We start from the raw sequence: 26,057 nt of genomic DNA, 5'->3' as shown, positions 1-26,057 counted from the left end.
TCGGCACTGCCGGGAATACGCGGATCGCTGTACAAGCGTTCAGCCTGCTCGGGTTACTGCTTTTCCAGTTAGCCAGCTTTACGAAATCCGGCTTCTTCCGCTTCCTCTTCCGTACAAAACAACATCTCTTCCTTCGTCTGATTGTACGACTTGCCGCCCGGTACATGATAAATCTTTTCGTTTTTGGAATTAATATTGCCTTTAATGTTCGGTTCTTTGCAGGATGCCGTTCGGTAAGGACTTTCGCCGTTGCCGCCTTTTTTGCCCCATAGCCCTTTGTTTGTATTGCGCGCCTCGCGTTCCGCTTCCACGAACGTTTTGGCGAACGTTACATTTGGCACAATCGTCATCGTGTTGGCGTACCCTTCCCGGAGCAGCGTCTCGTTGTACATGACGGATTCGCCTTGGATGAACAAGTAGCGGAGCTTCCTGCCGTATTTGTCCGTGTCGCCGGCGTCGGCGAACAGGTAGACGGTTTTACCGGTCAACTGCTTTTTGCTGAAGGCGCTTGCTTCTTTGCCGTACGCTTCGACCGGGCTGTTCGGTTTGACCGTCTCGGGCGTATTCATGCCGATCAGCCGCACCTTATCGCCTTCCTTCGTCTCCAGCGTATCCCCGTCTACTACGCGTTTTACTTCCGTCGTCTCGTACTTCTGGCCTTTCAATTCCGGATACCGGCTCCATATACCGCTCATATCGCTTGCCTCGCCGCTCCCGGAAGACGCCGCGCAGCCGGCAAGGATGAGGGTGAACCAGAGCCATACCACCATCGGTTTCATTACACTACGTTCCTCTCTCCATAAGATCAGATTCTATAGTACCTTTTCACAGGCTCCGGTTCAAATCGAGGAGCCGTCCGTTTATTTCCGCCGGTTTCATTTCATACTAATAGTGCGAGTTCAAAAGTCCGGTTTTCAGCACAGAGAAGATGGGATGAAGCTAGGAAATGAGGAGCGGAGCGTAGTGGGACCTACGTGAGCACCGGAAGTTCCGGCTGAATTCCATATTCGATGTCGATTAGGCTTCCTGATCGGCTTCGTGATCAAAAGCGAACTTTTTGAACAACCTCTAATAGAGAGTGCCATTTTCCGAAACGAATAGGAGGGAGAGCTATGCGTTACGATCCGCAGCGGCCGCTGGTCGTACAAAGCGATTCCACGATGCTATTGGAGGCAGACCATGCGTTAAGCGAAGAAACGGCCGCGTCAATAAGCCGCTTCGCCGAGCTGGTCAAAACGCCGGGGCATATCCATACGTACCGGATGACGCCTTTGTCGCTATGGAACGCAGCATCTTCAGGTATGGATGCAGAGCAAATACTCGATGTGCTGAACCAATACGGCAAGTTTGACGTTCCGTTGCAGGCGAGGCAAAACATCATTCATTTCGTATCGCGCTACGGGCTGGTCAAGCTGAGATTGGATGGTCAGAAGCTGCTGCTCGTCTCGGATGAGCCGGGTCTACTGGACAAGCTGGCTGGCTACAAATCGTTGCAGACGTACTTTATCGGCGGCGATGCGTCCGAAGGGCTGGAGGTTGCCGCCGCTTACCGCGGGATGATTAAGCAGGATCTCATCCGGCTCGGGTTTCCGGTACAGGACGTCGCCGGTTATCATCACGGGGAACGATTGCCGATTCGGCTGAAGGACGTATCCGCTTCGGGGGATTCTTTTATTTTGAGGGATTATCAGAAAGCGGCTGTGGACGCCTTCTACGACGGCATAGGGCAGCATGGGGGGAGCGGAGTCGTCGTGCTGCCCTGCGGGGCGGGCAAAACAGTGGTGGGCATCGCCGCTTTAGCCCGCTTGCAATGCGCCGCGCTGATCTTGACGACCAATGTCGCTTCCGTCCGGCAATGGAAACGGGAACTGCTGAGTAAAACCGACTTGGACGAAGAACTGGTCGGGGAATACGGCGGCAGCCGGAAGGAGGTTCGTCCGGTCACGATCGCGACGTATCAAATCTTGACGCACCGTCACAGGAAAGAGGACGGCTTCTCGCATATGTCGCTGTTCAGCGAGCGGGACTGGGGCTTGATTGTCTATGACGAGGTGCATTTGCTGCCGGCTCCGGTATTCCGGGCTACGGCCGACATCCAGGCTACGCGTCGGCTGGGGCTGACCGCCACGCTGGTCCGCGAGGACGGAAGAGAAGAGGACGTGTTTTCCCTCGTAGGCCCGAAGCTGTATGAGGCCGGGTGGAAAGATTTGGAGCATAAAGGCTGGGTATCCAAGGTGCAGTGCACCGAGCTGAGAGTGCCGATGCCGGAGAGAATCCGCGAATCGTACGTGCGGGCCGAGTCGCGCAGCAAGCACCGGATCGCCGGGGAGAATCCGCTCAAGCTGCAGGTGCTCCGCGACGTGCTCGAGCAGCACCGGGACGACCAGACGCTCGTAATCGGTCAATATTTAGACCAGTTGAAGCGGATTTCCGCCGATCTGAACGCGCCGATGATATCGGGCGAGATGCCGCACGAAGAGCGGGACGGGTTGTACGCCCGGTTTAACCGCGGGGAGATTCGGACGCTGGTCGTCTCGAAGGTGGCTAATTTTGCGATCGATCTTCCGGACGCGCGCGTCGCGATTCAGGTTTCCGGGAGCTTCGGATCGCGCCAGGAAGAGGCGCAGCGGCTCGGACGAATCCTGCGGCCGAAACTGGAGGACAACCGAGCATTCTTCTATTCGCTCGTCAGCGACGACACGAGAGAGCAGGAGTTTTCGGTGCACCGGCAGCTGTTTTTGCTGGAGCAGGGATACCGGTACGAGATCCGGAAAGCGGAAGCGCTGCAGGCAGCGGAGATGGAGGAGGGGGGAGCGACATGAAACTGGCCGCTTTGCTGGAGAGTTTGACCGGGCCGATGCGCGAGGAGATTCGCCGTCATAACGGCTGGGAGGAAGAAGCCGGGACGCTGGAGCAGTTGCTCGCCGACGAGCGTAAAATCAGCGAGCTGAACGGTTCGTTATACGATCTGGAAATCAAGACGCTCACCCTCGTGCTGCGTACGTTCGGTTACGAGCCGTTCGACTGGCCCAAGCTGGAGAAGGCGGGCAGAAAGGCGTTTCCGGGAGCGGCGCTTAAGGTCGGTTTGATCCGGCTAAGCCGGAGAGGAATCGTATTTGCGATACAGCGGAAATGGGGGGAAGCCGAACACCGGGTGGCGGAGGATACATTCCCGCTTTGGAGAAGGCAACTCCTCCCATTCGACGAGACTGCGGTGGTATATGCGGGCTCGGACGCAGCGCCGGACTCCGACTACCGTCCCGGCATTCCTTCGCAGCTGCTGTCGGTGCTGGCTTATACGGCCAAAGAAGAAGTGGCACTCACGCAGAAAGGAACGATGCATAAGCGTCATGCCGGCAAACTGTCGGCGCTTACTCCGGTCAAGGACGAGGAATTCCGCGATGCAGGAACGCTTCTCCGGCCCGACCCCGACTACGGTTCTGCGGCGGCCGCTTATTTATGCGCGATGGGGCAAAGTCTGGGTTTGCTGGAAAAGGCGGACGGACGGTTAGCCGTGAGGAACAGCCGGCTGCGCGGCTGGCTGCGCCAAACGGAAGCGGAGATGCATGCGGTCCTTTACGCGTTATGGAAGGAGATGAACGCTCCGCGCTGCTGCTGGCTGCAGCATGCGGTCAGCTGTATCGAGCAGATGCCCGAGTCGGTCTGGATCTCCGTATGCGCAGTGGCGGAGCAGATGCCGGGCGAATCCGAAGGATTGACTGCCAGGAGACTGAACGTCGATGGTTCGTCAAGGTCCGGGCTGCTTATGGACTGGCTGTCACCGCTTATAGCCTGGGGCTGGGCGGAAAGCGGATTGACACCGGACGGGAGAAAGCTGTTCCGCTGGCTGACCAACCCTGCCGGTTCCAAAACCGGGGGAGGGACAACCGCAGCAACCTCTTCCTCCCGTGACGAAGCCGCCGCGGCTCCCTGCCTGTTTATTCAGCCGGACTTCGAGCTTATCGTTCCGCCGGATTGTCCGTATGGCGTGCGCTGGGAGCTTGAACTTATCGCAGATCGGATCAGGCATGAACATATGGCCGTCTACAGGATGACCCGAGAGACGATCATGCGCGCCCTGGATCAAGGCAGAACGGCGGACGGAACGGTCGGGTTTCTGGAGCTGCATGCCAAGTACGGAGTGCCGGACAACGTGCGGGTCGCCATCCAGCAGTGGGGCGAACAGCAGTCGCTGCTCAGGCTTGCACCGTATGTCGTACTGAAGTGCCGGGATGAAGCGGCGGCCAGGATGATTGGAGGCGACGAACGGATCGTGCCCCTTCTGGGTGAAACGCTCGGGCCGGCGGCTTGGACTGTGCCTGCGGATAAAGAGGCGGAGCTGCGCGCCCTGCTGGAAAGAAGCGGATACAGCCCTGGCGGGAAAAAGGGAGCAGAGGGCGGTACAACCGTCTATTTGCAGCTACCCGCGGCGGATGACGGGGACTTGCCGGATAGCCGCAGCGGCGAGCCGGCCGACAACCCGGCTAAAGGGCATATTTACTCGAAGGCGACTGTACAGTATTATGGTAAGGAGGGCAAATTTCCGTTAGTCGAGGATGTGTATCCCGGTCTGCAGGAAGTGCCGTCTATGTGGCTCAAAGACTGCAGGGCGTATCACGCTTCGACCCGCAAGCAGATGATCCTGAAGGCGCTCGAATGGAAGGCGTGTCTCAAGCTGAGAAAATCAGGAGCGGACACGGTTTTCATCCCGATCCGGCTGGACGGCATCCGCGACGATTGGGCGGTAACCGGCTTCGAGCAGCAAAGCGAGGTGCGGATATCGCCGGATCAATGGGAGGAAATGCAGCTTATCCTGCCGGGAATTAACGATTAGTATCAGTTCAGGCCTTACATCTGCGCGAACGGACTCGGGTTTACGGCAACACCCAAGCCGATCCATCGCACACTGCCGGTTCTGACTGTATACCAGTGACCCGCGAGACGAAGGAGGCCCATGCCGGTGAACATGACCGAGACCCAATCGCTTGACATGGCCCAGGTGCTGCTTCAAGCGTATGAAGTCGGAGACATGATCAACAGCTCCGCGGAAGTTGCGGACTATTTATATTGGAAAAACGCGGTGGATGGCGATCCGGAGGTAAAGAGCGCGATGCAAGCTTTCGCCAAGGCGAAAGAGACGTTCGAGGATTGCCAGCGGTTCGGACATTACCATCCGGACTACCACGCCGCGCTTAACGCTGCCAATCTGGCTCAGGAGAGGCTGGACGCCATTGAATCCGTCCGGCATTTCAAAGAAGCGGAGGCGCGGCTGGACGAGCTGTTGCTTCACGTGTCGGAGACGATCGCTTATTCGGTATCCGATACGATCAAGGTTCCAAGTAACAACCCGCTTCCGTCCAAAGGCGGCTGCGGCGGCAATTGCAATGGCGGCTGCGGCTGATGCCGCAGCTTGGTTCTTAACGCAGCGCGAAGTCCGGGACCAGCTCGCCGACGATGGCTCCGCGGAAGTTGCGGACCGGCGGGCGATGGAACGTCCGGAGCGCCTCTGTCTCGTCAAGGGTGACCCATCTGAGCTGGACGAGCGCTTCCGTCACCGCCGGATAGAGGGCGCGCTGGGCTCCGTCTTCGATCTTGACGGCCAGCGCCGCCTTCCGCTCCGGATTGGCGACGGCAAAGACGCCCTCGGCGCCCATCTTGCCTACAAGCCGTCCGCCGGTCGCTTCAATCAGCCTGGTGTCGAACCGGTCCGTTCCGGCTATAAAGTGCGGGTGACTCCGGACGGCGCGAATGATCTTGAGGCATGCTTCGGCCGTCGGAGTCGATAAACGGTCCGGTGCGCCCCAAGAGGCGAACGCATATGCGAGGCGGTCCAGCGGCAGGCTCGTAATACGGATAGTGCGGTCCGCACTGCAGCGCCGCTTCCGTCAAGCCCAGCTTGGCGAGCAGCTCAAGGGCGGCTTGAAGGTGCTCCGGTTCTCCGTTGTGAGAGGCGCACATCAGCGCGATTTGCCCGTCGTCGAAACTGTACCGCTCGGCGGCGCCGGCTTCGATGACCGGGACGGCCTGCAAAGGTTTCGCAGCTGAACGGGCGAAGGTCCGGTATCCGGGATCGCCGGCGGTTGCCAGCAGCTTACCAGCCGTGTTCACGACCGCCATATGGCCCCGGTGAACCGATTCCGTAATCGGAGCACGTACGGAACGAACAAGCATCGCAGATTTCATTTGTTTCACTCTCGATTGAACCTTAATATAGAGATATGTTTTGTCGATCCGATAACGAAAGGACAAAAAACGATGTATCCACAACGCACCGGCCTTATTTTGTGGGTGTCCGATCTGAAACAGACGAAACATCTGGAGAAGTACGGCAGCATCCATTATATTTCCAAACGTATGCATTACGTCGTCCTCTACGTGAACGCCGATAAGGCGGAAGAAACGACGAAAGCGGTCCAGAAATTGTCGTTCGTAAAAAAAGTCGAACGGTCGTATCGAAATGAAATTCGTACTGAATATAATAGTAATGTGCCGGATAAAGCGAAACTTTACACATAACACTTCTTCCACATCATTCTAAAAAATAAGCTTGGATAAAAGGCAACTTGTGAGCACTCGAAAAAAACCGGATCTCTCTACTATATCACACCGGAATGCTTGCAACCTAGTAAGCTTCCGGTGTTTTTATATAGAATTGGCGTGCATGAATTTGGGTGCGTCCGGAATGCAAAATGGTGCATTTTCCATTTGGAAAATGTTTAAAGATCGAGTAAAATAAAGTTATCTCCCGTTGTACATAGGTAATAAGGCCTGATTTGGTTAGGAGAGGGGTTGGGATTATGAAGGATAAAATTATGGATCGCTGGAGCACCTATGAACCTTTTCATGTTGTTTTGGGCGATAAAAAAGTAGCAGACATCATTATCACGAATCATGCCCGATCCCGTTGGATCGATCGCGTAGAGAGTGAAAAAACAGGATTCGAGGACATTTGCGCTTTTCTATGGGATCGATTAAAAAAAGACCAAATCAAGCCTTATTACAAAAACGAAAAGGACGTTTATGTTGTCGAGGACGATCTGGTCATGGTAGCTGAGTTTGCGATTATGGAAAACGAATTCGACATTGCCGGCAATCCGCTGCATAAGATGATCATCGTGACGTTCCTCGGGCGTATGTCCGAAGTGATCGAGCTCCGGGACTTGAAATCGTATTACTCCTGGCTCCGGCATTCCCGGAGGATGACCTTGATCAAGAACAGCCGCAAGCGTAAATAACGAACCTTAATAGGGCATGCCGGCAATCGCCGCATGCCTTTTATCGTCATAAAAGAAGTTTAACTCTGCATATGCAGTAATGTGCTAATACTGAAGCGAAGTTATCTTTTTCTTGAGCAAAAACCGGCTATCGGTCAACCACGCACGAATGCCCTTCAACGAATTGCTTCGATCGGAAGCTGTTGTTACTTTACGAGTATGGGGGAGCGGCGTGACGCGAATTTCAGCACCATTTTTTTGTCAGGGCGGCATCTCAATTGGCGTTCTCTTCCATTTGTTGCAAAAGGAAGGCCGCATGCGATACAGTATCAAGTAGAGAGGGGGCGGGATCGGCTTGGCGTTAAACTTCCATCAGCTTCATATTTTTTATACCGTCGCCGATAAAGGCAGCTTCTCCATGGCCGCCCAGGCGCTTCATATGACACAGCCCGCCGTAACGATGCAGGTGCAGTCGCTCGAGGATTACTTCGGCACGAAGCTGTTTCACCGGTCTACCAAAAAGATCGAGCTGACGGAAGCGGGAAGGACGCTGCTGCCGTTCGCCAAGCGCAGCATCGACCTGATAAAGGATACGGATTCGGCGATGTCGAAGTTTACACAGCTGCTGGAAGGCCGTCTTCAGCTCGGAGCGAGCCTTACGATCGGGGAATATATTTTGCCCCGCCTGCTCGGTCCGTTCGGCAAAGAATATCCGAGCATATCCGTCAGTTTGAAAGTGATGAATACGACGCAAATTCTCGAAGAGATCTTTAATCACCAGTTGACCTTCGGTCTCGTGGAAGCACCGATCCAGCATCCCGACGTCCGGACGGAAATCGTGCTGAATGACGAGCTGAAGCTGATTGTCCCGTCGGATCATCCGCTGGCCGACAAAGACATCGTGACGATGGCCGACGTGCAGAAGTATCCGTTTATTTTGCGGGAACAGGGGTCCGGCACCCGCCAGGTGATGGAGCAGGAGCTGCATCGCGTCGGGGTCGGTTCGGAGCAACTGAAGATTGTTATGGAACTCGGCAGCACCGGAGCGATCAAATCCGCGGTCGAAGCGGGACTCGGGATTACGCTGTTGTCGCAGGCAGCCGTCCGGCACGAGATGGCGCTTGGCATTTTCAAGATGAAGACGATCGAGGGGCTTACGTTTACCCGGCATTTTTATTCGATTTATTTGCAGGCGGCTTTGCTTCCGATATCGGCGGTCACCTTTTTATCGTTTTTGCGCGAACGTGATCTGAATGTATGGCTGTAAAGAATTCAGACTATAAGTGCGAGTTCAAAAAGTCCGGTTATCAGCACCGAGAAGATGGGATGAAGCTAGGAAATGAGGAGCGGAGCGTAGTGAAGCTTTTGTGAACACCGCAAGTTCCGGCTGAATTCCATATTCGATGTCGAGCAGGCTTCCTGATCGGCTTCGTGATCAAAAGTGGACTTTTTGAACAACTTCTATAACGAGGAAAGCGAGGAGGGCGAATTGACGGATAAGTACGATCTGCATTCCCATACGACTGCGTCGGACGGCACGAACGCCCCGGCGGTTCAAGTCCGGCTGGCCCGGGAGGCCGGTCTGCGCGGAGTCGCGATCACCGACCACGATACGGTAGCCGGCGTTGCAGAGGCGCAGGCGGAAGGCGGCGCTATCGGCATCGAAGTAATACCGGGCGTAGAGATAAGCACCGTTGCCGACGGAAGGGATATTCATGTGCTCGGTTATTTTATCGATACCGGGGACACCGCATTTTTGGAACGATTGAAGCAGTTGAGGGAGACGCGCAACACCCGGAATGAAATGATACTCCGCAAGCTTGCATCACTCGGCATCGAGGTGTCGATGGAGGAAGTGATTCAACAGGCCCGCAAAACTCCCGGCAAAGACGAGACGATCGGCAGGCCGCATATTGCCGAGGTGCTTGTTCGAAAAGGGCATGCTTCTGACATGGCCGATGCGTTCAACCGTTACTTGGCTACAGGCGCCGCAGCCTACGTCAATCCGCCGAGAATCCGCCCGGAGGACGCGGTCGACTGGATTCGCGAGGCGGGGGGCGTACCGGTGCTGGCTCACCCGGGATTGTACGGCAATGACGAACTGGTCATACGGCTCATCGAGTACGGGATTGCCGGAATCGAAGCGTACCACTCCGATCATGGACCGGAGGAGGAGGCCAAGTATGCGGAGCTGGCCGAACAACATGGCTTGATCGCGACCGCCGGTTCGGATTTTCACGGTTCCCGGGGCGGTGTTGTGTTCCATGCTCCGCTTGGCTCCTGTACCGCCGACGCTTCGGTGGTTGAACGTCTCAGAGCAGCAAGCGCCACTAATCGACGATAGGAGACGTGACCGTATATATGAAAATACGTAAAGCCATTATACCGGCGGCAGGTCTCGGAACCCGGTTCCTGCCCGCGACGAAGGCGCAGCCGAAAGAAATGCTGCCGATCGTGGATAAGCCGGCGATTCAATATATTGTGGAAGAAGCGATCGCTTCGGGTATTGAAGACATTATCATCGTAACGGGACGCAATAAACGGGCGATCGAGGATCATTTCGACAAATCGGTGGAGCTGGAAGCGACGCTGGAGGAAAAGGGGAATTCCGATCTGCTCCGGATCGTCCAGGACATATCGAATATGGCGGACATTCATTATATCCGTCAGAAGCAGCCGCTCGGATTGGGGCATGCGGTATACTGCGCGAGAAAATTTATCGGCGACGAGCCGTTCGCCGTCCTGCTCGGCGACGATATTATCGATTCGGAGCCGCCTTGCCTGAAACGGATGATCGATCTGTACGAACGTCATCACACGTCGGTCATCGCCGTGCAGCAGGTGCCTTGGGAAGACGTTCACAAGTACGGAATCGTGTCGCCGGCAGGCGGCTGGGAAGGGCCGATCGCCCATACCCGGATCGAGGATCTGGTCGAGAAGCCGGACCGCGAAACGGCGCCTTCCAATATGGCGGTTATCGGCCGCTACATTATCGAGCCGGATATTTTCCGGCTGCTGGAGGAAGGCAAGCCCGGGCGGGGCGGGGAGATTCAACTGACGGATGCGCTCCGTCTGCTGAATACGGACAAGCCTATGCTCGCTTACCCGATCGAAGGAAAACGGTACGATGTCGGGGATAAACTGGGCTATATCGAGGCGACGATTGAATTTGCCCTGGGCCGTGACGATTTGCGGGATGATGTCCGGCAATATTTGTCGGCGCTTGTAAGCAAGTGGGACCTGGAAATGATGCGGACCCGGGGATAGCGGATACAGCGGGAACGAGCCTGTGTAGGCTCGTTCCTTTTTTTAGATCAGAATGTTTAAGTGCTTTACGGTGATAAAGCGAAGTTAAACCACACTCTAACGGACATGGTGGAGGCTATTTCGCTAAAAAACAGTTTTTTAAAATGTAACGGTCACCACAGCGCTTATTTACTCCGAACCACCTCTAAAAGTAACATTTCCCACCAAATAGTTGCATCCATGTCCGTTAGAAAACAAATGGATCGATATTCACCATAATAACGACCGCTGTGTCCGTTAGAGTTTTGTTCTCTGCCAGAAAGTTTAAGTTCTTTACCGCACTGAAGGGGAGGGGTTTCCTTCCTTGGCGTTAGCGAACGTATACCCAGTTCGATGATTAACGAATCGGATCGTGCTTATGGCTGAAAAAACGACGTTATTCCAGAGGTAACGAATCCGGGGATCGTTATCGAACCGAGAGTGAAAAAAACGATCCGTTTTGCGGGAATAACCATACAAGAGTTCGTTACAAATTCAAACGTCCGCATTTTGTTCTGATAACGAATGCGGGTTCGTTAGCGATACCACCTCATGAAGACAACACTATCTGAGGGCGAGCGGCTGGAGCGAAGGTACCCATTCCCTTCCAACGTACAAATGCATGGGTTTGCACGTCAAAGGACCATCCGAACGGTTTTTCTTAAAGTCATAATTTTCAGCAAGCCATTTCTTACGGTTAAAACGGCTTGAAGGAGCGGAGTAGATTGAGGGGTTGGGCTTTGCCTTTTAGGAATTGTTAGTCATGTCGTAATAATATAGCTCGATGTCACAATAAAGTAGTAACAAATTAGGCCGTGTGTGTGGTATTTTGTAATTGATGTCGTATATTAATAGTCCTTGCGAGGAGTGGATCTGTTGTGATACGAGTGGCCATGCTGAGCTTTTGGCACGTACATGCGAAAGATTATGCCAAACAAATCAACGAGCATCCGGATACGGAAATTGTAGCAATCTGGGACGAAATCGCCGAGCGCGGCCGCGGAGAGGCGGAAGCGAGGGGCGTGCGGTTTTACGATTCGCTTGATGAGCTGCTGGCTCAGCCGGATATCGATGCCGTTGTCGTAGATACGCCGTCCAGCATGCATCGGGACGTCATGGTGAAGGCGGCGAATGCCGGCAAACACATTTTTACAGAGAAAGTATTGGCGCTGACGCTGCGCGAAGCGAACGAAATCGTGGAGGCAGTCAACCGCTCCGGCGTGAAGCTGACGGTATCGCTTCCGCGGCTGAACGACGGATATACGCTGGCGATTCAGGAAGTGCTGCGCGAAGGGCTACTCGGCGAGCTGACGCTCGTACGCGCCCGCTTGTCCCATGGCGGTGCTATAGCGAACTGGCTGCCCGCCCACTTTTACAACCCGGAGCAAACCGGAGGCGGCGCATTGGTCGATCTCGGCTGCCACCCGATGTACTTGACCCGGCTGTTCCTCGGTTTGCCGGAAAGCGTCACAGCCAATTACGGCTACGTGACGGGCAAGGAAGTGGACGATAATGCAGTAGCCGTGCTCCGGTATCCGGGTGGCGCGATCGGGATCGTGGAAGCCGGATTCGTCAACAAGTTTTCGCCGTTCTCGCTCGAGCTGCACGGTACCGAAGGGTCCCTTCTGTACAGCACGCACGATAATCAGATTGTGCTGCGGACGTCCAAGCTCGGCGAGGAAGCGGCGAAGTCCTGGAGCGTCAAGCAGCAGCCTTCGAATCGCGCTTCGGCGATTCAGCAATGGGTCGGTCATATTCAGAACGGCACGACCGCGGAGGAGAATATCGGCCTCGCTCTCGACTTGACGAAGCTGATGGAAGCGTCCAACCTGTCCGTCCAGCGCAATCAGCCGGTGCTTCTAAGCGAGCTGGCTCGATAACCGGCCGGGCGGGGGAAAGCTGATGGCTATCCATAAAGCACGGCGCCGGGAAGAGACGGTTGCGTCCTCTGCGAGAAGAAGCGAGAAGCCAAGCCCTTACGCTTTTATGAACGGGCGGCATAACGAGTTGGAGCGGCGGGATATCCGGTTTCGCTGGGGCGATTACGGATTCCGGGTTCTCCGCTTTCACTGGACGACTTTTGCGCCTTCCAAAACGGTCCCTTTTCATAAGCATGCGGAATTCGAATTCCATTTCATTCCCCGGGGTAAAGGGCTCGTCATTATGGACGATATCCGGCATCCGTTTCATGAAGGGATGTTTTACTTGACCGGTCCGGAGGTCGAGCATTACCAGGAAGCCGACGCGGTCGAAGGGATGGATGAGCTGTGTCTCCACTTGGATTTCGTCAAGCTGAACGAGCATCCTCCCCATGAAGCGGGAGCGCAGTATTCCGCCGTCTCGGGGGAATGGGGAATGGAGTCCGAAGTCGAGGAAGCGGAAGAGTGCGTCCGTCTTCTCCGCAGTTTGCCGCGCAAGCCGGCGGTGGACCAGTTCGGGGCGATGGACTGCTTTATGACCGCTTTCCGCGCTTGGTCGGGCAACGAGACCGGCATGTACACGACGATTAAACAAGCCGTGATCCAAATCCTGCTCCGGTCGGTTCGCGCTTACGGGGGCGGGCAGGCAGAGCCGAATTTGCCGACAAGGGATATGAACGCTTACCGGGTTCAGCTGGCCTGCCAATTTATTCAGGCGAATTACAAGCGGCCGATTACGCTGGAGGAAGTGGCGGAGAAAATCCGGATCAGCGGCAGGCAGCTGCAGCGCATCTTCCGCGAGCAAGGGATGGGTTCGTTCAGCGAGTATATCGAGGCGGTCAGGCTGGAGCGCGTATGCGGGCAACTGCTCGAATCCGACGAGCCGATCGAGCGAATCGCTCTGGAGCAAGGATTTGCAAGCGGCAATTATTTGTACTACGTATTCCGCAAACGTTTCGGCACGACGCCGGGGGCTTATCGGGATAAAGCCCGAAGCGGCGCGCTGAAGCCATGAATAAAGCGGGCGTGCGCAGCGGAGGCGGCGGGTTCCTCCTGCTCCCTTACGTATAAGTTTGCGCATCCAAAAGGGGCGTTCCCAAAAGCGTTCGCAGAACACGGAAACGTCCCCATAGCCAAACGAAAGGACCTCAACTTCCACGGTAAGGTGGAGCTTGAGGTCCTTTTTCTTCAGGAAATTCGAGCGGCGCTCGAAAAAGCGCAAAATGACTTTCGGGACAGTCTTTCTTTCGTACTCCGCCAAATGGCCGGCATCGGTCCACAAGGCCTACTTTACGGTAACGGGCATGGACTTGACCGCTTCATCATCCGGCGTTACGAATAACGTCTTCTGCCGTTCATAGATGACGTAGCCGGGCTTGGAGCCGTTCGGCTTGCGTACATGCCGGATCAGCGTGAAGTCGACCGGCACTTGGCTCGAAGATTTGGCTTGACTGTAGTAAGCGGCCAGCATCGCCGCCTCGTGCAGCGTCGTCTCCCCGAAAGTATCGGCCCGGATGACGACGTGAGAGCCGGGAATATCTTTCGTATGCAGCCAGGTGTCGTTCGGCTGGGCAAGCCGGTTGGTCAAATATTCGTTCTGGATGTTGTTTTTGCCGACATAGATCGGTATGCCTTCTCCGGACGTGTAGCAGGTGAGCAGCGGTTTGTCCGTTTTTTTCTTTTTGGCTTTCCCTTTCTTGCCTCCCCGGTCGCGGAGATACCCTTGCTCCACCAATTCGTCCCGGATGCCCTCGATGTCGCCGAGCGTCGCCCGGTCGAGCTGAGCGAGCAGCGTGTCCAGATAGGTGATCTCGATGTCGGCCGCTTCGATTTGCTCCTGCACGGCGCTGACGCTGTTGCGAAGCTTCGTATATTTTTTGAAGTACCGCTGCGCGTTTTCCGACGGTGTCAGCTGGGGGTCCAGCTCGATTTGGAGCGGCTTTTGGTCCTCGTCGTAATAATTGATCACTTCGATCGATTTGTCGCCCTTTTGCGCCAGATGAAGAGAGGCGGTGAGCAGCTCGCCGAGGATGCGGAAGCTGTCCGCTTCTTTGGCGTCCTCGATCGTATCGCGCAGCTTTTCCAGCTTTTTCGCATTTTTGGTGCGCTCGTTTTGCAAGAAACGAAGCAGATCGGCCGCCCGCTGCTTCACCGCATCGCGGTCCGCCTTATCCCCGTAATAGGCTTCCAGACAAGCGCTGACCGTATCGAACCGGACGGATTCTCCATGAATATGCGTCAGCTCGATAACCGAAAAGTAAGCTTTCCCGCCCGTTTCTTCTACGATTACCGGGACGTAGCGGTTCGCTTCGATCGCTCCCATCACATCGCGGAACGCCTTCCAGACGGCGCCCATATCCGTCTCGCCCGCAGCAGCTCCAAGGGCTGCGCCGCTGCGCCCTACAATTTCTTTGGCGGCCAGCGGGCTGATTCCGCTGTAACGGTTTACGAGCCGCTGCCGGACAGGCGCAGCGCCGGTTTCCTCATCGCCGCCGCTTTCCTGCATCAATTGCCTGAATGAAGCCTCGGTGGCCTCGAGCGGGTTCGCTTTGCCCTGCTCCGGGGGAGCGGCGTACTGGCTTCCGGGCATGACGATCCGATGCGAGCTGATCGCCGGCGTAACGTGGTGGATGCCGTCAAGCACCGTATTCGTCTTCGGGTCGACTAAAATAATGTTGCTGTGCCGGCCCATAATCTCGATCACGATCCGCTTGACGCTAATATCGCCGATTTCGTCACGCTGCCGGACGTCGATGTGGAGAATCCGCTCGAGACCGACCTGTGACACCTTCTCGATGACTGCTCCTTCGCAATGTTTGCGCATCAGCATGCAGAACATCGGAGCTTCGGTCGGATTCGTGTACGACGACTCTGTAAAATGAACGCGCGGGTAAGTCGGGTTGGCCGACAGCAGCAGCTTGCGGTTCTGGCCCTGCGCCCGCAGCTGGAGCACGATATCGTGGCCGGCGGGCTGATAAATTTTATTGATTCTGCCTCCTACGCACACCGCGAGTTCGCTGGCGATGGCGCGGGTGACGAGTCCGTCCAAAGACATGAGGCTTTCTCTCCTTTGTATGAAAAACCGGCACGGCACGGATATTCGGCCGCCGGTAACACGTAAGCTTCCCCTATCATGCCATAAACAGGGCCGGCGGAACAAATGTTTTAATCATTTTGTGCGAACGGCTCCGGCAAAAAAACGGATTCGGACGGGCGGTGGGATATTTTCCGGCTTGTCTGAATACATTTACCATGAGTGAGCGTGTACCATTCAACGCTTCGGGAGGGGAAGGGACGTGGATCAGAAGAACTGGTATCACATGGCGGCAGCGGAGTCGGCCAAGACGCAGGGCGTCGTTCCGGCGCAAGGGCTGACGTGGGAAGAAGTCGGGGCGCGCCGCGAGAAGTACGGCCCCAATGAACTGACGGAGAAGCGCAGTGTATCGCTGATCGCGCTTTTTTTCAACCAGTTCAAAGATTTTATGGTGCTTGTGCTTATGGCGGCGACGCTCATCTCCGGGCTGCTTGGCGAGTATTTGGACGCCATTACGATCATAGCGATTATTGTCATGAACGGCGTGCTCGGATTTATTCAGGAGTTCCGTGCCGAGAGGTCGCTCCGCGCACTTAAGGAGCTGTCCGCTCCTACAGCGAAAGTAATCCGGGAAGGCGAGCTCGTTTTGCTGGCGGCGAGGGAGCTGGTGCCGGGGGATATCGTGCTGATCGAAAGCGGCGACCGGATTCCGGCCGATATCCGGTGGATCGAGGCGAACAGCCTGTACGTGGAGGAGTCGGCGCTTACCGGCGAATCAGTACCGGTCGGCAAACATACGGACGCTTTGCAGGAGGGCGAAGTACCGCTCGGGGATCAGAAAAATATCGGATTTATGGGGACGATGGTGACGCGGGGAACGGCCAAAGGCATCGTCATCCGGACCGGTATGGAGACGGAGATGGGGAAAATCGCCGATCTGATCCAAAATACGGATACAATGGAAACGCCGCTGCAGCATCGGCTCGAACAGCTGGGCAAAATATTGATCGCCGTCGCCATCGGTCTTACGATTATGGTCGTCGTCGCGGGCATTATGCACGGACAGCCGCCATACGCCATGTTCCTGGCCGGCGTGAGCCTGGCGGTCGCGGCGATTCCAGAAGGATTGCCGGCGATCGTTACGATCGCCCTGGCACTTGGGGTACAGCGGATGATCAAGCGCAAAGCGATCGTCCGCAAGCTGCCCTCCGTCGAGACGCTAGGGTGCGCTTCGGTTATCTGCTCGGACAAGACGGGAACGCTGACGCAAAATAAGATGACGGTCACACACGTCTGGCTTGGCGGGGACGTGCTCGAAGTAACGGGCGACGGGTACGAGCCTTCGGGGCAAATTTTAAGCAACGGCGCGCTGGTCGACTTGCGGCAAAATCAGTCGCTGAGACGGCTGCTGCAAATCGCCGTCCTGTGCAATAATGCCCACCTGCATGAGGAAATTCCGGAACAGAAGCGGAAAGCGGGCAAAGGGCCGGTGAAGCCGGTGTACTCGATTAAGGGGGACCCTACGGAAGGCGCGCTCGTCGTGCTGGGGGCGAAGGCGGGCATTACCCGGCATTCGCTCGACGGGCTGTATGAGAGGAAGGGCGAGCTACCGTTCGATTCCGACCGGAAGCGGATGTCGGTGCTGCTTCAGCATCAGGGCGGCCGGCTGCTGTTCACGAAGGGCGCGCCGGACGTCGTGCTGGAGAAATGCAGCTACGTGTTGTGGGACGGCAAAGTCATCCCGTTCACCCCGACGCTGAAACAAAAGGTGATCGCCGCCAATGAGGGAATGGCCCGCTCCGCGCTGCGCGTCCTCGGTCTTGCTTACAAGGAGCTCAAGCCGTCGGACCGCGAAGATACAACGCATATTCTCGAAAATCAGCTGGTGTTCGTCGGACTGACCGGCATGATCGATCCGCCCCGCAAGGAGGTTCGCGACGCGATCCAAACGTGCAAACGGGCCGGAATCAAAACCGTCATGATTACCGGCGACCATCAATCGACGGCGGAGGCGATTGCCCGCCAGCTCGGGATGGTTCCGCAAAACGGCATGTCGATGAACGGCCAGCAGCTGAATGCGTTATCGGACGATGAGCTGGACGAGAAGTCGGATCACGTCTACGTTTATGCGCGCGTATCGCCCGAGCACAAGCTGCGGATCGTCAAATCGCTGCAGCGCAAAGGCCATGTCGTGGCGATGACCGGCGACGGGGTCAATGACGCGCCGGCCATTAAGGCGGCCGATATCGGCATCTCGATGGGAATAACCGGTACGGACGTGACGAAGGAAGCGTCCGCGCTCGTATTGAGCGACGATAACTTCGCCACGATCGTCTCGGCGATCGAAGAAGGACGCGGCATCTATGAGAATATCCGCAAATTTATCCGGTATTTGCTCGCTTCCAACGTAGGGGAAATCATGACGATGTTCCTGGCGATGATGATGGGCATGCCGCTTCCCCTCGTACCGATCCAGATTCTCTGGGTCAATCTGGTGACGGACGGCTTGCCGGCCATGGCGCTCGGCGTCGACCAGGCGGAAAAAGATTTGATGCAGCAAAAGCCGCGTGGAGCCAAAGAAAACATTTTCGCCCGCAGGCTGGGATGGAAGGTCGTCAGTCGCGGCATACTGATCGGGGTATGTACGCTGGCAGCTTTCTGGATTACGCTGCAGCAAAATCCGGACAGCGCGGAAGGATTGGTCCGGGCGCAGACAGTAGCGTTCGCTACGTTGGTCATGGCCCAACTGATCCATGTGTTCGATTGCCGCAGCTCGCGCTCGATTTTTCACCGCAATCCGCTGCAAAATAAATATTTGGTGCTCGCCGTTATTTCGTCGGTCGTCCTTCTGCTGGGCGTTCTGTACATCGAAGCGCTGCAGCCGGTCTTCAAAACGATGGCGCTCGGGTTTGACGAATGGCTCATTACGCTTGTATTCGCCGCAATTCCGACGTTCCTGTTCGGGCTTGGCAGCATTTTGACGACACAGCGCCGCAAACGCCGCAAGCTCGTATCCGGCTACCGCTCCAATACGGCGGCCAGATAACAGCGGTGCCGCACGCAAGCAAGAGGAAATTCCGCAGAACTTCCCGAACGAACCGCCGGGGCTGCAAAGGACCCGTTTCAGAGACCGGTTCGCAGTGGCAACTGCTTCCTAGCGCTAGGATAGCAGAGGTTGAGTATACGTGTTAGAAAGCCGGGCTGTGCGCTCCGGCTTTTTTTGTTAATTTGCGCCGCGAATTGAAGGACTTTTCTTTCTATTCTTAGAAGAGTAGTAAGGATTACACGGGAAGGGAGCGGGGGCTGCCACACCTGAATCACTCTGAACCAGGCAGCATGCCGAATTTTGATGTCGCCAAGGAAAATCCGGAGCTGCCCGGCTCTGCGCTTAACGGGGGCCGGACACGTTTGGCAAATCGGTTGCAGACAGAGGCAACGATTGCTTCTTTCCTGAAGAATACGAGGCAGGGCTCTCTGAGCCCGGCAGCGTTTGGACAACCAACACGGACAGAGGGGAAGGGATGGACGGATGGTTAAAATATTGGCGGTTGATGACCGTGAGGCGAATTTAGTGGCACTGAGGGGCGTATTATCCTCCACACGGTATGAAGTGATCACGCTCGGCTCCGGCCAGGAGGCGCTTCGTTACTTGCTGCAGGAGGAGATCGACGACCTGGCTGTCATCCTGATGGATGTACAGATGCCGGGCTTGAACGGCTTCGAGACGGTTAAACTGATCAAGCAGCGTGACAGGTGCAAAGACATACCTGTTATCTTCCTGACTGCCATTAGTTTTTCCCACGAGCATGTCAGACGGGGCTACGACGTCGGGTCGATCGATTATTTGTTCAAGCCGGTTGATCCGGAGCTGCTTAAAATGAAAGTGGAAGCGTTCGTCAAGCTGCACCGTTATCACCGGAAAATTGCCGAACAAGGCGAAATGCTCCGCAAGCGGGCGCTCGAGCTGGAATGGTCCAACCGGAAAATCGTCGAGGCGGATGCGCGGCTGAAACATCAGAACGAGCGGCTTGAGATGATGGTAAAGGAAAGAACGCTGGAGCTGATGGAAGCGAACGAAAAATTACAGAAATCGCAGGAGAGGTTCCGCACGATGTTTATGTCCAGTCCGTGCCTGATGTCGATCCGGCGTATCTCGGACCTGAAATATATCGATGTCAACGAAAGCTGGATGCAGTGGACGGGATACGGCCCGGAGGTCGTCGGCGAAGCTTCCGACCTGCTGCAGATGAAGCTGGAGTCCGAAGAGCGGAATGCGGGGCTGCAGAGCTTGCGCAACGTGAAGATCAAATATACGACGAAGGCGGGGGAAGTGCGGGACGGGATGATCTCGACGGAAATGATCGAGATCGATCACGATAAATGTTTGCTGGAAGTCATCATCGACATCACCGAGCAGCTCCTGTTCGAGAAAGAAATGACCCGTCTGTCCGAACTGAACCTGATCGGCGAGATGGCCGCCGGCATCGCGCACGAAATCCGCAATCCGATGACGACGATTCGGGGATTTCTCCAGTTGTCCAAAGGCGTGGGAGGCCGGATGGGAAGCGAGCATATCGACATTATGCTGGATGAGCTTGACCGGGCCAACAGCATCATTACGGAATATTTGTCGCTGGCGAAAAACAAACAGACCGATATCCGGCCAGCTTCGCTCAACCGTCTGCTCGAGTCGCTATATCCGCTGCTTCATGCAGAAGCGATGATGTCAGGCAAACACATTCATATCGAATACGGGGAATTGGCGGATCTGGAGCTGGATGAAAAAGAAATCCGGCAGCTCGTCCTGAACATCTCGCTGAACGGTTTGGAAGCGATGGAGCCGGGGGGAACATTAACGATTGCGACATATACGGAAAAAGGCTGCGGCGTGCTGCGGATCGCCGACCAGGGGCACGGGATCGGCAAGGAGAATATGGAGAAGCTCGGGCGGCCGTTTTTTACGACGAAGGAGCACGGCACGGGGCTGGGGCTGGCGGTCTGCTACAGCATTGCGGCCCGGCACGGGGCGGTCATCGAAGTGGATAGCAGCCCAGGCGGCACGAAGTTCACAGTCCGGTTTCCCTCTATTACAATTAATGGATGTGTTATCAAAAAAACTGAAGCGATATTATCCGGCGACGGCAGCCTCTAAACAACGTGCGGTCCGGGAGGGGGGCCGGATCGGTCTTCCTCCCGGGCTTGCCCGCCATTCGATTACATCTGTGCTTTCATCGTCTTCAAATATTCCGAAGGGGCCATGCCGGTCGCTTTTTTGAACTGGCGGGAAAAATAATGGATGCTCGTATAACCGAGCCGCTCGGCGATTTCCGTGATGTTGCACGTATCCTCACGAATATGCTGCTTAGCTCGCTCAATCCGCAGCTTGCTCATATATTCGGTAATCCCGCTGCCGGTATGCTGCCGGAAAACGGTGCGCAGATGCGTCTTGCTCAGCGCGAATTCGGCGCACAGCCGGTCGATCGACGGGTGCTCGTGCAGATGCTCTTCCAAATAGCGGACAATGCGCCCGACCAGCTCCCGCTGCCCTTTTTCCTTCGTAATCGACGACAGTTTCGGCTTCTGCGCCTGTACCTGATTGTTGCGGATGAGTCGGATGAACAGCGCTTCCAAATAAATTTTAATTAGCTGCTCGGTACCGAAATCGAACTTTTCCTTGCGTGTGAGCGGGTGAGCCGACTTGCGCTTCACCGTTACGGAATAAGGGCGCGCTACAGGCAGAACGAACAGCTTGTTGCCTTCCTCGATAATTTGCGATAGCAGTTGACGCTCTTCGTTGCCGAGATGAAGCGCTTTATGGGAGAAAAAGCTCATCGCCTCGGACTTGCATTCGAACGAGATGATAAAAATGTTCGGCGGCGTCTTCCGGTTGCAGCGCAAGCTGTGAAATTCGTTCGGCGTATAAAATACGATATCCCCCTGTTTGACATGAAAGGTCGAAAAATCGGTCGTAATCTCAACTTCCCCTTTGTCCACGTACAGAAACTCCCAGAAATCGTGCTTTTCGCCGCTGTATACGTAGCCCTGACGCAGTTCGTTATAATGGAACGAGTATATTTTATCGACCGATATTTGTTCTCTCAGTTTAATGTGCCGGTGTCGTTTCCTCATGGCTCCCACCTTTTAGACGCGTTTCGTATAAAGAAGCTTTTCCAGCAAACGGTTCCTGAGTTAATCGTATGCGGCCGACCTCCCCTTGTCAATTGCCAGCGAGTGTTTTCGGGGGGGCGAACATCCCCTGGCACCGCTGCTCCTAAAGTGCAAAGATTCCGATTTCAAAAGTGCAAATTTTGCGTCGTTTTAGATAAAGCTTTTCTTTCCGATCGCCGTTATGATAACGGTGAGAAAACGGTTTCCAGCCGAATGGAGGAAAAACAGATGAGTAAAATCCGCACAGCTGTAGTTGGTCTTAACATGGGGCTCGATCACGCTTACGCTTACAAGCTTGCTGAACGATCCGAACTACGGTGGGTCGTCGATCTCGACGAAGAGAAAGCAAAGAAAGTAGCCGCGGATCTGGGCTGCAATTACACGACGGACTGGACGACGATTCTGGACGATATCGATGCCGTCAGCCTTTGTACGCCGCATCATCTGCATGCTCCTCAGTCGCTTACGGCGATCGCCGCCGGCAAGCACGTCCTTCTGGAGAAGCCGCTGGCGAATTCGGAGGAAGATTGCTTAAACGTCATTCAGGCTGCTGAGCAAAACAACGTCACCTTGATGCTCGCCTTCGTCGTACGGTTCCTGCCGGCGATCCGCAAGCTGAAGGAAGCGGTGGACAGCGGCAAGTACGGCAAGCCGATCAGCGCGCAAGGGTGGGTCGAGGCCTTTTTGCAACCGGCACCGGGCACCTGGTTTGCCAGCAAAGAAAAACTCGGCGGAGGCGCTTTGTTCAGCCACGGCTGCCATTACATCGATATATTGCTCTACTTGCTTGGCGAACCGGCCCGGGTTTCCCATTTCGGCACGCGCGTTGGCACGGACTGGATGGAAGGGGAAGGGACTTCGCACGGCATCATCGAATTCAAAAGCGGAGCGCTCGCTCATCTGGTGACCAGTTGGGGGATGCGATACAAGAAAACGCCGGCAAGGTTCCAAATCCATATGACCGAAGGCATGCTGGAGCTGGACAACGGCATGTGGAAGGTCGAAGCGATCTCGAAGGACGGCACGGAAACGCTGTACGAGCGTCCTGCTGAATATCCGGCACGCCGCGGACAGAACGTTTTGTTCGAAATCGAGCATTTCCTCGAAAGCATCGCAACCGGACAGCGGCCGGAGACGGACGGTCACGAAATTTTGAAATCTCACCGGACGATCTGGGCGATGTACAACAGCCAGGGTACCCCGGTGAACCTGTAACGGCAGCGATAAAGAAGGAGGCTGGATAACGATGACGATCAAAGTTGGCTTAATCGGTTGCGGTCTGATGGGATCGCTGCATGCCCGCACGCTGCACAAGCTGCCGGGCGTGAAGGTGGCGGCCGTTCACAACCGGACGCGCGAAAAAGCGGAGTCGCTCGCCGCTGAAGTGGGCGCTACCGTGTATGATTCTTATGAGGCGCTGCTGGAGCAGGATTTGGATGCGGTGTGGGTCGCTACGCCGGATCATCTGCATGTCGATGCTTCCAAGGCTGTTCTGGAATCGGGCAAGCACCTGTTTCTGGAGAAAGCGCTTGCCACCTCGGTGGAAGACGGGGCCGAGATCGTGGCGGCCGGAGCGAAACATCCGGAATTGAAGTCGATGGTTGCTTACCCGCTCCGCTTTGCTCCGGCTTACCGGACGATGAAGGAGACGGTTTCCCGGGCGGGCGCGGGCAAGACGATTCAGGCCTGGTCGATGCGGACGCATTTCCTCGATCCGAATCAGCGGGTGTACGACAAGTACCGCGATCATTACTACGATACGCCGAGCTGGTATTTTGACGATGTAACGGCCAAAGGCCCGATTTTCTCCCACGGCTCTCACGATTACGACCTGCTCACCTGGATGTGCGGCGAGGTGGAATCGGTGTTCGCTTACGGCGGGACGTATCTGCTTCCTCCGGGCAGCGTAGCCGATGCCTTTACGGTATCGCTGCGGTTTGCGAACGGCGGGATCGGCCAAGTCAGCACCCCGTGGGTGACACGGGTGGAATACGACATCACCGGAGTCGCTACGGAGAATTTGACCGTCGTGAACAACAACGGCCAGGTACTGGTGAAGGACGACGGCGGACCCGAGCAGAAAATATCGTTTGCGGACAACGATATGTGGGTCCAGCTGAACGGGCATTTCATCGACTGTATCCGTGAGAACAAGCAGCCGCTTATCTCGCTTGAGGACGGACTGCGCGTCATAGCGGTATCGGAAGCCGCGTATCGTTCGCTTAAGGAACGCCGCGAGGTGGCGGTCGATTATTCGGCGCTGCGCAGCGTTTCGCGGACCGGGGTGTAACAATGAAGCCAACCGTCAAGCTTGCATGCATGAGCTGGATCTATAACAAGCATTCGTTCGAACGCGCCCTGGAGAGCATATCCCGAGCCGGTTACCGTTACGTTTCGTTCGGCCTGCCGCACGAAGGAAAGCCTGCATTCGACGACGGGCTCGAAGGGGAAGCGGAGCGTATTACGGCCTTGCTGAACAAGTACGGGCTCGAGCCTGTCTCGCTGGTCAGCACCGATGTCCTGCATCCGAATCAGCCGATCGAGCGGGCCATCCAACGACTCGAGTTTGCCCGCGCCCTAGGCGTGGAGGAGCTGTTATCGCTCGGTACGACGAGTTACAAGCGATTTCCGGATGAGCCGCGTTCCGACGAAGAGATGGCGCCGATCAACGAGGCGTTCGCGGACAAATACCGGCGGGTCGGAGAGGAAGCGGGGAAGCGCGGGCTGGTCGTCACGATCAAGCCGCACACCGGCAATACGGCTACGGCGGAAGTGATTGCAGACACGCTGCGTACGATTGGTTCACCGCACGTGAAAGCGTCTTATGATCCGGGCAACGTGCGGTTTTATGAAGGGATCGAGCCGGCGGACGATTTTCCCGCCATTGCGGCCCAGACGATCTCCGTTGTCGCCAAAGACCACCGAGGAGCACGCGCGGCGCTCGACTTCCCGATTCCGGGCGAGGGAGAAGCCAACTTCCCCGCGATATTCGCCACGATGCGCGAGACCGGCTTTACGGGTCCTGTAATCGTGGAACGTCTGGACGGGTTGAACGGCGAGTTCGGTGCGGACATTCCGGTGGAGCAGTTAGACCGGCGGATTACCGAAGCACGCGTCAACCTGGAGCGGATGCTGCGGGAAGCGGGCTATGTATGTAGTGTAGTATAACTAAATGATCCGGGTGGACGGAAGAGTGCCTGCTATTCAGCGGGTCTTCTTCCGTTCCCGGCTTATTTTTTGCGGGGGGAGAGTGCTCTATGGACAACCGTCTTACGGAGCGGGATTCGATTGAAATCCGGCGTTTGGCAGACTGTACGTTCCGCCAGGCGGTGGAGCTGTGGAATCAAGGATTTTCCGGCTACTATTCGGATATGTCGACGACGCTTGAGAAGTTTACGGCAAGGCTCGGACGGGAGTCGATCCGCACGGACCTTTCGGTCGCGGCCTTTGTGAACGGAGAACCGGCCGGATTCGTCCTGATCGCGCTGAAGGAAGCGGGCGGTGTCAAAATCGCCTGGAACGGCGGAACCGGAGTCAGCCCAAACCAGAGGGGCAAGGGGCTGGCCAAACTTCTGATGCGGGAAGCGGCGGAGGCGATCAAGGAGAGCGGTGCGTCCATCGCTTATTTGGAGGTCGTTCAGAAAAATGCGGGAGCGATTGCGGCATATGAAAGCGCAGGGTTCCGCAAGTGCGACGGCCTGATCGGAGCGAAGCTGGAAGGCCCGCTGCCGGCTTCCGCCGTGCAAGCGGACGAAGCGTACCGGGTCCGGCCCGCCAAGCTTCGCGAGCTGACGGCGCTTCCGTTCTTCCGTCATGATTCGGCGTGGAACTGTCAGTGGTTCAACCGGAGCGACAGCGAAGGGATTGCGGTTATCGACGAGCAGGGTGCAATCGGCTCTTATGCGATTGTCCGGCGTTCCTATGGAGAGAACGGGGAGCTGGCAGGAGCGGTGTTATTCCATTGTGCCGCCGACCCGGAACGCCCGGACCGGAACCGGCTCGCAAGGGCCGCTGTTGCCGGTGCGTTCGGACCGGCGGACGCTGCTTGCACGAGAACGACGGACAATTTGTCCATGTCCGACCCCGCGGTCACCGAATGGCTGGAGGAAGCAGGCTTCAAGACGATATACACCCAGTATTTGATGGTCGCGGACTTTTCGGCTTAACGTTTATAGAGGCGGTTAAGCCGCCCGAACAGCCCCTGGGCTGACAATCCCGCGTCCCTTATTGGAGTTGCGCCAGGGCTTCCACGATATCATAAGATTAGCTCCGGCCCTTGACTTTGGCGGTCCGGGGCTTTTTTTCTTACCGGATGAATGTCCCCGCCTGATGAATGCCTATCGCAGCCGCGCCCCCGCCAGCCGCTCGATCGTGCCGGCATCCGCTTCGTCCCTCCGTTCGCTTCACCGCTTCCGACCGCCGAATTGTTAACGATTT

20 protein-coding genes and 1 pseudogene are annotated in these 26,057 nt (G+C 56.1%); 16 read left to right on the top strand and 5 right to left on the bottom strand.

The genetic code is table 11. From position 1 onward, the window contains the following. Positions 1–68: 68 nt before the first annotated feature. Positions 69–779, bottom strand: coding sequence for a thermonuclease family protein (locus tag PV433_RS13475; protein ID WP_332072604.1), 711 nt, complete (start codon positions 777–779; stop codon positions 69–71). Between the two features lie 333 nt (positions 780–1,112). On the opposite strand from PV433_RS13475, the gene PV433_RS13470 reads away from it, so the two are divergent. The 3 genes from PV433_RS13470 to PV433_RS13460 all read left to right on the top strand — a co-directional run bounded on the left by PV433_RS13470 (position 1,113) and on the right by PV433_RS13460 (position 5,401). Continuing rightward, a complete protein-coding gene (locus tag PV433_RS13470) occupies positions 1,113–2,822 on the top strand; it encodes a DNA repair helicase XPB (protein ID WP_332072603.1) in 1,710 nt (569 codons plus the stop codon). Next, the gene (locus tag PV433_RS13465) at positions 2,819–4,834 is read left to right on the top strand and encodes a helicase-associated domain-containing protein (RefSeq protein WP_332072602.1); all 2,016 of its coding nucleotides are present in this window, start codon (positions 2,819–2,821) and stop codon (positions 4,832–4,834) included. Before PV433_RS13470 ends, PV433_RS13465 begins: the two co-directional genes overlap by 4 nt. Before the next feature lie 120 nt (positions 4,835–4,954). Further along, entirely contained in the window at positions 4,955–5,401 is a 447-nt protein-coding gene (locus tag PV433_RS13460; protein ID WP_442951514.1) for a YlbF family regulator, read from the top strand. Between the two features lie 16 nt (positions 5,402–5,417). Here PV433_RS13460 and PV433_RS13455 read toward each other — a convergent pair whose 3' ends face one another. Together PV433_RS13455 and PV433_RS13450 are read right to left on the bottom strand one after the other, a co-directional pair. Further along, positions 5,418–5,834 carry an asparaginase gene (locus PV433_RS13455; RefSeq protein ID WP_332072635.1) on the bottom strand — a complete coding sequence of 139 codons (417 nt, stop codon included), beginning with the start codon at positions 5,832–5,834 and terminating at the stop codon, positions 5,418–5,420. Between the two features lie 72 nt (positions 5,835–5,906). Continuing rightward, positions 5,907–6,117 (bottom strand): annotated as a pseudogene (locus tag PV433_RS13450) (asparaginase); the annotation flags it as partial. A gap of 138 nt (positions 6,118–6,255) precedes the next feature. Between PV433_RS13450 and PV433_RS13445 the strand changes: the two are divergent. From PV433_RS13445 to PV433_RS13415, 7 genes are all read left to right on the top strand, one after another. Beyond that, a complete protein-coding gene (locus PV433_RS13445; protein WP_190927683.1) occupies positions 6,256–6,516 on the top strand; it encodes a YlbG family protein in 261 nt (86 codons plus the stop codon). A 281-nt stretch (positions 6,517–6,797) separates the two neighbouring features. Further along, positions 6,798–7,235, top strand: coding sequence for a hypothetical protein (locus tag PV433_RS13440; protein WP_190927685.1), 438 nt, complete (start codon positions 6,798–6,800; stop codon positions 7,233–7,235). Positions 7,236–7,569: 334 nt separating this feature from the next. Next, positions 7,570–8,481 (top strand): selenium metabolism-associated LysR family transcriptional regulator, encoded by a 912-nt coding sequence (locus tag PV433_RS13435; RefSeq protein ID WP_332072600.1) that lies wholly within the window; start codon positions 7,570–7,572, stop codon positions 8,479–8,481. Between the two features lie 183 nt (positions 8,482–8,664). Further along, positions 8,665–9,558, top strand: a complete 894-nt coding sequence (locus PV433_RS13430) for a PHP domain-containing protein (protein ID WP_332072599.1) — start codon at positions 8,665–8,667, stop codon at positions 9,556–9,558. Positions 9,559–9,575: 17 nt separating this feature from the next. Next, the gene (gene galU, locus PV433_RS13425; protein WP_332072598.1) at positions 9,576–10,481 is read left to right on the top strand and encodes a UTP--glucose-1-phosphate uridylyltransferase GalU; all 906 of its coding nucleotides are present in this window, start codon (positions 9,576–9,578) and stop codon (positions 10,479–10,481) included. A gap of 896 nt (positions 10,482–11,377) precedes the next feature. Beyond that, positions 11,378–12,379 carry a Gfo/Idh/MocA family protein gene (locus tag PV433_RS13420; protein ID WP_332072597.1) on the top strand — a complete coding sequence of 334 codons (1,002 nt, stop codon included), beginning with the start codon at positions 11,378–11,380 and terminating at the stop codon, positions 12,377–12,379. Positions 12,380–12,401: 22 nt separating this feature from the next. Beyond that, positions 12,402–13,433: a helix-turn-helix domain-containing protein gene (locus tag PV433_RS13415; RefSeq protein WP_332072596.1), complete on the top strand. Its 1,032-nt coding sequence runs from the start codon at positions 12,402–12,404 to the stop codon at positions 13,431–13,433. Between the two features lie 270 nt (positions 13,434–13,703). Here the strand turns inward: PV433_RS13415 and PV433_RS13410 are convergent, their stop codons facing one another. Further along, positions 13,704–15,473, bottom strand: coding sequence for an Rqc2 family fibronectin-binding protein (locus tag PV433_RS13410; protein WP_332072595.1), 1,770 nt, complete (start codon positions 15,471–15,473; stop codon positions 13,704–13,706). Between the two features lie 241 nt (positions 15,474–15,714). Here PV433_RS13410 and PV433_RS13405 point away from each other — a divergent pair, with 241 nt between their 5' ends. Together PV433_RS13405 and PV433_RS13400 are read left to right on the top strand one after the other, a co-directional pair. Beyond that, a complete protein-coding gene (locus PV433_RS13405) occupies positions 15,715–18,498 on the top strand; it encodes a calcium-translocating P-type ATPase, SERCA-type (protein ID WP_332072594.1) in 2,784 nt (927 codons plus the stop codon). Positions 18,499–18,981: 483 nt separating this feature from the next. Continuing rightward, the gene (locus tag PV433_RS13400) at positions 18,982–20,604 is read left to right on the top strand and encodes a response regulator (protein ID WP_332072593.1); all 1,623 of its coding nucleotides are present in this window, start codon (positions 18,982–18,984) and stop codon (positions 20,602–20,604) included. A 62-nt stretch (positions 20,605–20,666) separates the two neighbouring features. Here the strand turns inward: PV433_RS13400 and PV433_RS13395 are convergent, their stop codons facing one another. After that, the gene (locus PV433_RS13395) at positions 20,667–21,581 is read right to left on the bottom strand and encodes an AraC family transcriptional regulator (RefSeq protein WP_332072592.1); all 915 of its coding nucleotides are present in this window, start codon (positions 21,579–21,581) and stop codon (positions 20,667–20,669) included. Between the two features lie 267 nt (positions 21,582–21,848). Between PV433_RS13395 and PV433_RS13390 the strand changes: the two genes are divergently transcribed. The 4 genes from PV433_RS13390 to PV433_RS13375 all read left to right on the top strand — a co-directional run bounded on the left by PV433_RS13390 (position 21,849) and on the right by PV433_RS13375 (position 25,786). Next, complete coding sequence (locus tag PV433_RS13390) at positions 21,849–22,835, top strand: Gfo/Idh/MocA family protein (RefSeq protein WP_332072591.1); 987 nt, start codon at positions 21,849–21,851, stop codon at positions 22,833–22,835. 31 nt (positions 22,836–22,866) lie between these two features. Next, the gene (locus PV433_RS13385; protein ID WP_332072590.1) at positions 22,867–23,910 is read left to right on the top strand and encodes a Gfo/Idh/MocA family protein; all 1,044 of its coding nucleotides are present in this window, start codon (positions 22,867–22,869) and stop codon (positions 23,908–23,910) included. 2 nt (positions 23,911–23,912) lie between these two features. Continuing rightward, on the top strand, positions 23,913–24,788 hold the full coding sequence (locus PV433_RS13380) for a sugar phosphate isomerase/epimerase family protein (RefSeq protein ID WP_332072589.1): 876 nt from the start codon (positions 23,913–23,915) through the stop codon (positions 24,786–24,788). Positions 24,789–24,877: 89 nt separating this feature from the next. Then, positions 24,878–25,786, top strand: coding sequence for a GNAT family N-acetyltransferase (locus PV433_RS13375; protein ID WP_332072588.1), 909 nt, complete (start codon positions 24,878–24,880; stop codon positions 25,784–25,786). The last annotated feature ends 271 nt before the right edge of the window (positions 25,787–26,057 follow it).

Origin of the sequence: Paenibacillus sp. GYB004 (genome assembly GCF_036577605.1) — a bacterium.
In the GTDB taxonomy this organism is placed as follows: Bacteria; Bacillota; Bacilli; order Paenibacillales; family NBRC-103111; genus Paenibacillus_AB; species Paenibacillus_AB oceani.
Note: the sequence above shows the minus strand (reverse complement) of the source record. Positions and strands in the feature narration are given on the sequence as shown.